This window comes from Teichococcus deserti (genome assembly GCF_001982615.1).
Lineage (GTDB): Bacteria > Pseudomonadota > Alphaproteobacteria > Acetobacterales > Acetobacteraceae > Pseudoroseomonas > Pseudoroseomonas deserti.
In genome coordinates this window covers 1-3,578 of sequence record NZ_MLCO01000165.1, presented here as the reverse complement: position 1 = coordinate 3,578, position 3,578 = coordinate 1, and the positions used below count along the sequence as shown (strand labels likewise).

The 3,578-nt window shown below is 72.2% G+C and carries 4 protein-coding genes; 2 read left to right on the top strand and 2 right to left on the bottom strand.

Features of this window, described 5'->3' with window-relative positions:
• Positions 1 to 84 precede the first annotated feature (84 nt).
• Together BKE38_RS16350 and BKE38_RS16345 are read left to right on the top strand one after the other, a co-directional pair.
• Positions 85 to 1,110 carry a glycosyltransferase family 4 protein gene (locus BKE38_RS16350; RefSeq protein ID WP_076958348.1) on the top strand — a complete coding sequence of 342 codons (1,026 nt, stop codon included), beginning with the start codon at positions 85 to 87 and terminating at the stop codon, positions 1,108 to 1,110.
• A gap of 2 nt (positions 1,111 to 1,112) precedes the next feature.
• Positions 1,113 to 2,231 carry a hypothetical protein gene (locus BKE38_RS16345; RefSeq protein ID WP_076958347.1) on the top strand — a complete coding sequence of 373 codons (1,119 nt, stop codon included), beginning with the start codon at positions 1,113 to 1,115 and terminating at the stop codon, positions 2,229 to 2,231.
• A 4-nt stretch (positions 2,232 to 2,235) separates the two neighbouring features.
• Here BKE38_RS16345 and BKE38_RS16340 read toward each other — a convergent pair whose 3' ends face one another.
• Together BKE38_RS16340 and BKE38_RS32175 are read right to left on the bottom strand one after the other, a co-directional pair.
• Positions 2,236 to 2,988: a hypothetical protein gene (locus BKE38_RS16340; protein ID WP_131829620.1), complete on the bottom strand. Its 753-nt coding sequence runs from the start codon at positions 2,986 to 2,988 to the stop codon at positions 2,236 to 2,238.
• Positions 2,989 to 3,061: 73 nt separating this feature from the next.
• A partial coding sequence (locus BKE38_RS32175; protein WP_165694206.1) for a hypothetical protein occupies positions 3,062 to 3,578 on the bottom strand: 517 nt, incomplete at its 5' end.

Below are 3,578 nucleotides of genomic sequence, written 5' to 3'. Positions count from 1 at the left end.
GGGCAGGTCGGCGGGGGCTGGCTGCGGGCCGCCCGCCGGGCCATACTGGCGGCACCTGTCCGAGCCCGAGGCCGCCCCTTCCCGATGCGTATCGCCCTGATCATGAGCCATGCCGACCGTGCCATGGGCGGCGCGACGCGCGAGCTGCATTTCCTGCGCACGCTGCGCGAGCAAGGCGCCGAGGTCGCCGCCTTCCGCATCCATGCCGGCGCCGACATCGAGGAGGAGGAGTATCTGGACGGCGCGGTGACCGCGACCTTCCTGCCGGAGGACCTGCCGGCGGAAGCGGTGCCGCATCGCAAGGTGTCGACGGCCCTGGTCGAGGCGCTGCGCGCCTACGCCCCCGACATCGTCCTCTTCAAGGGGCTGAACTACGCGATCAACGCCTTCGTCGCCGGGCGCATGCCGGGGCAGCGCTATGGCTTCATCGTCGGCGGCGCGGTGACCGACACGGTCCTGGCCGGCGCGCGCTTCGTCTTCGGCGAGTATGACGAGCAGCTCTCGACCCATTTCGCCGGCTTCCTGGGCGAAGGCCGCGGCTTCGTGCTGCCGAAATACATCGACCTCGAGCTGTCGCGGCCGCCGCGCCCGGCGGTGATCGACTACGACATCGCCAATGTCGGCAATTTCCACGAGAAGCGGAAGAACCAGCAGGCGCTGCTGCCGCTGGCCGGCGAATTCTCCCTGCTGCTGGCGGGCGGGGGCAAGCCGGACAAGGCGGTGTTCGGCGCGGCGATCGCCTCCGGCAGGGTGCATTGCCCCGGGCGGCTGGACCACGCCGCGCTGTTCCCGCTGCTGCATCGCAGCCGGATCATGGTGCACAGCTCGACGATGGACGGGCTGCCGCGCGCCATGGTCGAAGGCATGGCCTGCGGACTGCCGGTGGTCGCCTATCGCGACACGGTCCGCGGCGGGCTGGAGCATGGCGTCCAGGGCTTCCTGGTGACACCGGAGGAGATGCCGGACACGGTGCGGCGGCTGCTGGGCGATGCGGCGCTGGTCGAGCGCATGGGCCGCGCCGCGCGGGCCCATGTCGAGGCGACGCATGGCGTGCCGGCGATCCAGGCGGCGGCGCGCCGCTTCCTGTCCTTCCTGCGGCAGGATCGCTGACGATGCGCGTGGTCGAGCACATCATCGTGACGGGCGACTTCCTGCGCCCGGTCGACCGCCAGTTCCGGCCGTCGCAGAACGAGAATATCCGCTGGTTCCACCGGCTGCTGCGCGGCCATCTGGCGCGCGCCAGCGGACTGCCGGTGCAATGCCTGCACTGGGGCGAGGGGATGACGCCCGAGCCCTTCTTCGAGGCCTTCGGGGCGGAGCTCTCGGCGCTGGGCTGGGCCTCCTTCTACACCACCGACCGCGCGCCGGCCGCGGTGCTGGACGCGCTGGCGGCGCGCTTCGGCCGCAGCCTGGTGGTCGGCTTCGAGCTGGCGGACTGGTGCAAGCGCGCCTTCACCTGCCTGGGCATCCCCTTCATCGACCTGAACATCCATCCGATCCGCTTCCTGCCCGATGTCTTCTTCGCGGCGCAGACCAACGATCCGGAGATTTTCGCGGCCCTGCTGCAGCACCACAGCGATCCCGACAGCTTCTATGGCTGGGCCGATCTGTTGGCGGCGAGCGCGGTCAAGTTCGCGCCGGAGCTGGAGCCGGAATCGCCGGTGCTGCTGGTCGGGCAGACGCGCATCGACCGCTCGCTGGTGCGCGACGGCGCGCTGCTCGACTTCACCGACTTCGCCGAGGACGTGCAGACGCTGCTGCTTCGGGAGGGGCGGCTGGCCTTCAAGCCGCATCCCTACAATCCCGGCGATTTCGGCCTGTTCACCGCGGGCGTGCCGTTCCGCCGCGTGCAGACGGTGAAGGCCAATGCCTATGCGCTGCTGGCGCATGACGCGCTGCAGGAGGTGGTCGGCGTCAGCTCCAGCCTGATCGCCGAGGCACCCTATTTCGGCAAGCGCGCCACCTTCCTGCACCAATCGCCCTTCGATCTGGCCGGCAGCCGCCAGCAGGCGGGCGAGCGCCAGCACCTCAGCCTGGTCGAGCGCGTCAACGATGCCGATTTCTGGCGCGACGTGCTGGCGCCGAAGCTCGCGGTGACGGCGAAGGATGGCTGGCGCTTCCCGCTGCCGCCCAACAGCCTGCGCATCTCGCTGCGCAACTTCTGGGGCTTCAACGAGCTCAGCACCGATTTCCCGGTGCAGCTCTACCAGTCAGCCAAGATCCACCCCTGACGGATCAGCCTGCCTCGGCGCGGGCGACCTCGACGCGCATGACGCCGGGGCCGAGGGCGCGGGTGTCGCCGCCGGTCGGCGCCGTGTAGCGCGGCATCACCAGCACCAGCGAGATCGGGCCGAGGGCGGCATCCTCGACCAGCTCGAACTCCGCCTGCAGCACCGGCTGGCCGCTCTCGGGCGGCGAGACCGGCTTCAGCGCGACCGGCGTCGCATTGATCACCAGCGTCGAGCGCTCCGCGTTCCAGCGCGCGCCGAAGGGCATGATCATGTGCAGCGTCAGCCGCAGCCGGCCGGCGCCGAGGCCGGGCAGCAGCAGCGTCGCGCAGTCGCCGCTGCGGCCGCTCCAGCGCCACTCGCGCTGGCCGTCGGTTTCCGGCCCGTGCCAGCCGGCGCCGGCGAAGTTCTCGGCGCGCGGCGTCATCACCACGCTGTCGGGCGGCGGCGGCGCTTCGGCGCGGCGCGAGCCGGGAATGTAGCTCAGCGGGTCGAGCTTCACCCAGTCCTCGCGGCTGCGGCGCGTCGCCGCCAGCTCCTGGCGCAGCGTCTCGTTGGCCAGGCCGATGCGCGCGACCTCCTCGGCCAGCAGCCGGCCGAGCGCCTGCAGCGAAGGGTCCAGCCCCTCCAGCACCGGGGCGAGGCGGGCGAGGATGGGCTCGGCGCGCAGCCGCAGCCCGGTCTCGGCCACCAGGGCATCGGCGCGCTTCAGCCCGGCCAAATCGAACGCCGCGGGCAGGGCAGGGGTATCAGCGGACAAGGCGGCGCTCCGTGCTGGACAATCTGGCCGGGCCCGAGGTTACCACAGCGCCCCGGCCCGGCAATCGGCGGGGTCAGCCGGGCAGCAGCCCGGCCAGGCGGCGGGCGGCGTCCTGCCAGTCGGCGATGCCGGCATCGTCGAAGCCGGCCGCCTGGCCGGCCTCGGCCATCATGCCAGGCAGGGCGGCCAGCAGCGCCGCCAGCAGGGCGCGATCGGCAGCGTCGAGGCTCGCATGGTAGTCGGCCAGATTGCCGGCGCCGATGCGGGCGAAGTCGCCGAACTTGTCCTCGCCGGTCGGCCTCCAGCTGGCGAAGGGCCGCGGCCAGCCCTGGCCCTGGCGGAATTCCAGCGTCTCGCCGCGGCTGGTGCGGCCGAGCTTCACCCGCACCAGCGGCCAGCGCGCACCGCCGGCGGTCAGCTCCAGCAGGGTGACGTCGAGATGCCGGTAATCGCCGGTGCCGGCGAAATGCTGGTTCAGCAGCAGCTTCTCGACGCCCGGCATGGCGGCGGGAAGGGCGCTGGTGCCGGAAGCCGGCTCCAGCCCGCCGCTGGCCGCGGGCATGGGCTCGGGCGGCGGGGCGCCGGGCAGG